This window comes from Stenotrophomonas sp. GD03777, assembly GCF_029842485.1.
Lineage (GTDB): Bacteria > Pseudomonadota > Gammaproteobacteria > Xanthomonadales > Xanthomonadaceae > Stenotrophomonas > Stenotrophomonas sepilia.
This window is the reverse complement of record NZ_JAOCGL010000051.1, coordinates 22,901-29,486: the sequence shown is the minus strand read 5'-3', so window position 1 is coordinate 29,486 and position 6,586 is coordinate 22,901. Positions and strand designations below refer to the sequence as shown.

The 6,586-nt window shown below is 66.9% G+C and carries 5 protein-coding genes; 4 read left to right on the top strand and 1 reads right to left on the bottom strand.

The features are described from left to right. Nucleotides 1–132 precede the first annotated feature (132 nt). The 4 genes from N5E02_RS12355 to gnd all read left to right on the top strand — a co-directional run bounded on the left by N5E02_RS12355 (nt 133) and on the right by gnd (nt 5,307). Complete coding sequence (locus N5E02_RS12355; protein ID WP_005419368.1) at nt 133–2,310, top strand: carboxy terminal-processing peptidase; 2,178 nt, start codon at nt 133–135, stop codon at nt 2,308–2,310. A gap of 234 nt (nt 2,311–2,544) precedes the next feature. Further along, nucleotides 2,545–3,135: a DUF2242 domain-containing protein gene (locus tag N5E02_RS12350; protein ID WP_065178039.1), complete on the top strand. Its 591-nt coding sequence runs from the start codon at nt 2,545–2,547 to the stop codon at nt 3,133–3,135. 17 nt (nt 3,136–3,152) lie between these two features. Then, nucleotides 3,153–4,391: a hypothetical protein gene (locus N5E02_RS12345; RefSeq protein ID WP_279946306.1), complete on the top strand. Its 1,239-nt coding sequence runs from the start codon at nt 3,153–3,155 to the stop codon at nt 4,389–4,391. Nucleotides 4,392–4,401: 10 nt separating this feature from the next. Next, the gene (gene gnd / locus N5E02_RS12340; RefSeq protein ID WP_279946305.1) at nt 4,402–5,307 is read left to right on the top strand and encodes a phosphogluconate dehydrogenase (NAD(+)-dependent, decarboxylating); all 906 of its coding nucleotides are present in this window, start codon (nt 4,402–4,404) and stop codon (nt 5,305–5,307) included. 184 nt (nt 5,308–5,491) lie between these two features. Here gnd and N5E02_RS12335 read toward each other — a convergent pair whose 3' ends face one another. Beyond that, nucleotides 5,492–6,535, bottom strand: coding sequence for an oxidoreductase (locus tag N5E02_RS12335; protein ID WP_065178041.1), 1,044 nt, complete (start codon nt 6,533–6,535; stop codon nt 5,492–5,494). Between the last annotated feature and the right edge of the window lie 51 nt (nt 6,536–6,586).

The window sequence follows — 6,586 nt, the reverse complement described above, 5'->3', positions numbered from 1 at the left end:
TGCTACACCGGCCCCGCTAGGCTGGTTTTCCACCGAGCGCGGCCGGGTGACAAACCCGGCAACTTTCGGCACTGTCGGGGTGTCTGAACACCCTGCAGTCTCCCCCTTGGCAAGGCGCCTTCGAGCACGTCAATGAAATTCAAAGCCCCCGCATTCCTGATGGCCCTGGCGCTGGTCGCGCCGCTGGCGCTGGCGGCCAAGGCCGACTCGCCTGCATTGCCCGCTGCGGCGACTGCCGATCAGGTGACCACCTCCAAGCTGGTGTATGGCCTGTTGTCCGACAGTCGTTACGCCTACCGCCCGCGTGCGCTGGACGAGGCCACCTCCAAGGACGTGTTCAAGCGCTATCTGGAGACGCTGGACGGCGCCAAGCAGTATTTCACCCAGGCCGACGTGGCGCGCTTCGCGCCCTTCGAAGCCAACATCTCCTCGGCCATCCGTGGCGGCGAACTGGAACCGGCGTTCCAGGTGTTCGCGGTCTACAAGCAGCGTGTCGGCGAACGTGTGGCCTTTGCGCGCAAGCTGCTCAAGCAGGAGCCGGACTTCACCACCGACGAGCGCTTCGAGTACGACCGCAAGAAGGTGCCGTGGGCGGCCAGCAGCGCCGAGCTGGATGAGCTGTGGCGCAAGTCGGTGAAGAACGACTGGCTGCGCCTGAAGCTGGCAGGCAAGAAGCCGGACGATATCCGCAAGACGCTGGACAAGCGCTACGCGACGCTGGAAAAGTCGGTCAACGAGCTGAAGGGCGAAGACGTCTTCCAGTTCTTCATGAATTCGTACACCAGCGCGGTTGATCCGCACACCGATTACTTCACCCCGCGCACGGCCGAGAACTTCAACCAGGCGATGTCGCTGTCGCTGGAAGGCATCGGTGCGCAGCTGCAGCGCCAGGACGACGTGGTGGTGATCCGCGAGATCATCGCCGGCGGCCCGGCTGCGGTGGACGGCACGCTGAAGCCGGGTGACCGCATCGTTGGCGTTGGCCAGGGCAAGTCTGGCCAGGTCGAGGACGTGATCGGCTGGCGCATCGACGATGTGGTCGCCAAGATCCGCGGCGCCAAGGACACCCAGGTCAAGCTGGAGTTCATTCCGGCTGCCGAAGGTGCCGATGGCAAGCACCACACCCTGGTGCTGACCCGGCAGAAGGTGCGCCTGGCCGAACAGGCCGCCAAGGGCGAGACCATGACCATTCCGGCCGCCAACGGCGAGCCGGCACGGAAGATTGGTGTGATCAAGCTGCCGACCTTCTACCAGGATTTCGAAGGCCGCCGCCGCAACGCCGCCGACTATGCCTCGGCCACCCGCGACGTGGCCAAGCTGCTGGCTGGTTTCAAGAACGACAAGCTGGACGGCGTGGTGCTGGACCTGCGCAACAACGGCGGCGGTTCGCTGGATGAAGCCATCGAACTGACCGGCCTGTTCATCGAGCAGGGCCCGGTGGTGCAGGTGCGCGAGTCCGGTGGCCGCGTCACCGTCAACAGCGACCGCAACCAGGGCGTGGCGTGGGATGGCCCGCTGGCGGTGCTGATCAACCGCGGTTCGGCTTCGGCCTCGGAGATCTTCGCTGGTGCGATCCAGGATTATGGTCGTGGCCTGGTGATCGGTGAAACCAGCTTCGGCAAGGGCACCGTGCAGAACATCGTCGACCTCGACCGCTGGCCGAGTGGCGAGACCCAGCGCTTCGGCCAGGTCAAGCTGACCATCGCCCAGTTCTTCCGCATCAGCGGCAGCAGCACCCAGCACAAGGGCGTGGTGCCGGACCTGGCCTTCCCGGCCAGCGTCGATGCCACCGAGTTCGGCGAGAGCACCTACGATAACGCCCTGCCGTGGACCCGCATCGCCGCCGTGCCGCACACCCAGTACGGCAACTTCGCGCCGCTGCTGCCGAAGCTGGAGGCCCGCCACGACGCGCGAATCGCCACCGACAAGGAATTCCAGTGGTGGAACGAGGACGTGCAGCAGTTCCGGACCGAGGCGGCGAAGAAGTACATCTCGCTCAACGAGGCCACCCGTCGCGCCGAACGCGAGCGCCAGGACGCCCAGCGCAAGGAACGCCAGCTGCAGCGCAAGGAGCTGGGCCTGGCCCTGGACCCGCTGGCCGATGACAGCAGTGATGATGGCCTGACCGGCAACGAGCGCGACATCGTGAAGGATGCCGCCCGCGAAAAGGCTGCCGAAAAGCGTCCGGACCCGCTGCTGCGCGAGTCGGCCTCGATCCTGGCCGACGCGGTGAACCTGCTGGCCAATGACCGTCCGCTGTCGGCCCAGGTGCTGCCGCAGTCCACCGGCGCGGGGCGTTGGGCGGACTGAGCCGGAGACGGCGCGCGACATTCGCAGGGGCCGGCATTACCGGCCCCTTCTTGTTTGGGAAGCCCATTCCCGGTCGCGCCGGGCCATGTCCGGACCAGTGAAGTGCCGCAAACGACTTGATCCCCTCCGTCCCCTTTTACGTGCATGAACCGGGAGCAACGTGGGGGGCCATATCGACCTGCCGCACACGGGGGCGGGACTACCCTTGGTGCTTCCGTTCTCGCAGGAGTACCCATGCGGGCCTCCCGTCTTTCCAGCGCTGCCGTGGCGTGCGCCAGCGCCTTGATCCTTTCGGCCTGTGGTGGCCGCGCCGCCGACAGCACCGTGCTGCGCGAGTCTTTCGATTCCGGCGATACCTTCTCGCGCACCGTTGAGGGACGCCCCCGTGAAGCCTGCGAGGCCGCGCGCCGCACGCTGCTCAGCCAAGGCTATGCCATCGCCCGTTCCGATGATGCGCAGGTGGAGGGCAACAAGAACTTCCAGCCGCGCGAGGATGACCATGAGCAGCTGGTGCTGCGCATCTCCTGCGCCCCGCGCGGCAGCCAGACGCTGGTGTTCGTCAGTGCCGTGCAGGACCGCTACGCGCTGAAGAAGAGCCCGACCTCGGCCAGTGTCGGTGTGGGTGCGCTGGGCTCGGTGTCGCTGCCGTTCGGCAGCAACGACGACTCGCTGGTGAAGGTGGCCAGCAGCACGGTCACGGATGCCGAGTTCTATCGTCGCTTCTTCCAGCGCCTGCAGCAGTATCTGCCGGCCGCGGCGGGCACGCCATCGCCATCGCCGGCAGCGGCGCCGGAACCCGCACCGGCGGTTACGGACCAGGGCTGAGTGTGCGCGGCAGGTGGCTGATTGCAGCCCTGCTGCTGGCGCCCGCGTGGGTCGTGGCATCGCCATCCCCGGACTGTACGCAGGGCCTGCTGCAGCGGTTGGGGTGGCGCTTCGAAGAAGCGTCCCTCACTGCGCCGCAGGTGCGCGGTGGTCCCGTATGTACGCGTGCCTCGCTGGCTGATTCACAGGCGGCCGGCGACCTGCAGGTGCGGTGGCCGACGGCGTTGCCCGCTGCTGCTCGGCACGCACTTCTGCAGCAGCTGCTGGATGACCCCGCCACCGTCTGCGCCTATGCCTTTGAGCTGGGGGCGGCCACGCGGCGCGCGACTTCGGCATTGCAGGGCAATCCCACGTTCCGCTTCTCCGGCCCGCAGCTGGGATGGATCGGCTTCGGATTGCAGGGCGCACCGGCACAGGGTTGGCAGCGTACACGCAGTTTCGGTCGTGGCTTCGTGCCCCGCGCGGGCAACAGCCATGCGCTGGAGGCGTTCTACAGCGGTGCCGTGCGTGCCGAATGCGGTGTCGGCCGCCAGGTCGCACAGCTGGCCACCCAGAGAGAGCTGTATGGCGATGCTGCGTTCGACACAGGGTTCGCAGCGGAGGAACTGTCGATCGGCACCTTCCTCGCGCTGCACGACACCGACAGCATCCTGCTCGGCGCGCATGCGGGCGACTTCTTCGCCGATGGCAAGGCGGTGCGCACCTCGGCGATGGGGCGGCAGGCGTTCGTGGGCGTGCCCGGTTTCATCGAACATGTGTACGACAAAGGCACGCTGGACGACCTGAGCAACCAGGCCGAGAACTTCGTGGTGGTCGAGGTGGGCGAGGGCGCTGCGCAGGCGCTGGCACTGCACGCTGGCCTGGCCTGGTACGACCAGCGCAATGCCGAGCTCTGGAAACTGGCGCAGGACATCCCGCGCATCGGCCAGCGCTATTTCGAGCGCCTGCTGTTCGATCGCGATCCACAGCTGCGCGCGCGCCTGGCACCGCGCTACCACGCGGCTCTGGTGCGCATGGATCAGCTGCTGGACGATCCGTTCTACCAGCAGTTCGTGATCTACGTGCATCCGCGCGGTATACGTCCTATCGGCTACCACATCGTCCGCCTGCTCGATCGCAACCCGAGAACGCCGTTTTCGATCGACCTGGCGGTGCACAATCTGCATACCACGCTCTACCGGCGTTGGCGCGAGGCGCAGCTGCGCCACTGCGCGGCTACCGGCAGGCCAGGCAGCCTGACCCTGGACCCCAACTGAAGGTGAAACAATGGATATTGCAATGATCGGCCTCGGCCGCATGGGCGCCAACATGGCCCAGCGCCTGCATCGCGGCGGCCACCGCGTGGTCGGCTACGACCCGGGCGAAAGTGCGCGCCAGCGTGCTGCAGAGGCCGGCCTGGAGGTGGTTGATTCGCTGGCCGCCGCCGTGGCCGCGCTGCCGGTGCCGCGCGTGGTGTGGCTGATGGTGCCGGCGGGTGAAACCGTCGACCAGACGCTGGGACAGCTGACCCCGCACCTGGCCGAGGGTGACATCGTCATCGACGGCGGCAACTCCAACTACCAGGACTCGATCCGTCGCGCCAAGGCGCTGGCGGAGGACGATCTGGGCTACGTCGACTGTGGCACCAGCGGCGGCGTGTGGGGCCTGCAGGAAGGCTACAGCCTGATGGTCGGTGGCGAAGCGTCGGTGGTGGAGCAGATCGCACCGCTGCTGCGCACGCTGGCTCCGGCGGAGGATCGCGGCTGGGCGTGTGTTGGTCCATCGGGCGCGGGCCATTTCACCAAGATGGTCCACAACGGCATCGAATACGGAATGATGCAGGCCTATGCCGAAGGCTTCGCGCTGATGGAGCGCAAGCAGGAGATGGCGCTGGACCTGGTCCAGGTAGCCGAAGTCTGGCGCCACGGCAGCGTGGTGCGTTCGTGGCTGCTGGACCTGAGTGCCGAAGCCCTCAAGCGCAATCCGTCGCTGGATGGCATCGCGCCATACGTGGAGGATTCCGGGGAAGGCCGCTGGACCGTGGCCGAAGCCATCGCGCTGGACGTGCCGGCACCGGTGATCACGTTGTCGCTGCTGGAACGCCTGCGTTCGCGGGAATCCAATTCGTTCACCGACCGCCTGCTGTCGGCGATGCGCAATGAATTCGGCGGCCACGCCATCAAGAAGTCGTAAGCACTGCGGTGGGGTCAGAGCCCTTCGGCGTTGCCGAAGGGATCCGACCCCGGGCAGATCAGGGGCGGATCCCTTTCCGCAGGAAAGGGTTCTGACCCCATGCAGCCAGTCGAGCATGGCTCGACTCTACAAAAGCCGTCTCCGATCGTTGCCACGTCATCCACGCATGGCGTGGATCTACTGGTCAGTCCAACGCGATCCGCCGCCCTTCGCGCGCGCTGTCCATGCCGGCCTGCAGCAGCCGCATCAACTGCAATGCCTGCATCGGGCTGACCGTCGCTTCGCCGTCGCCGTGCATCGCCGCTGCGAACTGCGCATACAACCGACGATAGTCGCCGGGCAGGTTGTCGACGGTGCTGCGCAGAACATTGTCTTCTGCATCACAGTGCACCAGTTCGCCATGCCGGGGATCGATGCCCCATCCGGGCGCACCCGGCGCTACGCCGCGGCGCAGCTGGGCCTCCTGCACATCCAGGCCGTACTTGATCCAGCTGGCCTTGCTGCCATGCACGCTGAAGTGCGGGGCAGGGGCAGCCACCAGCGAACCGGCATGCACGATGGCGCGATGCCGCGGGTAGTGCAGTACGGCGTGGAAGTAGTCGATGCCGGCGCCACCTTGGCGCTGCACGGCCAGATCCGCATCGATGGCGTAGGGCCAGCCGAACAGCACCAGCATCTGGTCCAGCAGGTGCGGGCCGAGGTCGTACCACAGGCCACTGCCTGGCCCGTCCTGTTCGCGCCAACGGTCGCGCACCTGCGGCCGGTAGCGGTCGAAATGCGCATGGCATTCGGCCACCTCGCCCAGCGTGCCTTCGGACAGCAGCGCCTGCAGCGTGAGGAAGTCGGCATCGAAGCGCCGGTTCTGGAACACGGTGGCGATGCGGCCGGCGTCGCGTGCTGCGGCCAGTACTGTTTCCGCTTCGGCCACATCCAGCGCAAAGGGTTTGTCGACCAGCACGTGCTTGCCGGCGGCCAGCGCGGCCATCGCCAGCGGCGCGTGCTGTTCGTTCGGCGTGGCGATCACCACCGCATCCACCGCTGGATCGTCGAACACGTCCTGTGGCGTTGCACGCACGTGTACGTTGCTGAACGTGCGCAGCAACGTGTCGCGCTGCGAGCTGACGATGCTGTGCAGGACAAGGCCGGGCGTGTGCTGGATCAGAGGGGCATGGAAGACGCGGCCGGCGAGGCCGTAGCCGATCAGGGCCAGGTGCAGGTCGGGGCGCATGGCAGAGCTCCGGCAGGGGGGAAGGGCAGGGTAAACGACAGATGCGGACAG

Bases quoted from the DNA above. Each gene is read 5' to 3' on its own strand.
- N5E02_RS12355 (WP_005419368.1), top strand. From the start codon at position 133: ATGAAATTCAAAGCCCCCGCATTCCTGATGGCCCTGGCGCTGGTCGCG.
- N5E02_RS12350 (WP_065178039.1), top strand. From the start codon at position 2,545: ATGCGGGCCTCCCGTCTTTCCAGCGCTGCCGTGGCGTGCGCCAGCGCC.
- gnd (WP_279946305.1), top strand. From the start codon at position 4,402: ATGGATATTGCAATGATCGGCCTCGGCCGCATGGGCGCCAACATGGCC.
- N5E02_RS12335 (WP_065178041.1), bottom strand. From the start codon at position 6,535: ATGCGCCCCGACCTGCACCTGGCCCTGATCGGCTACGGCCTCGCCGGC.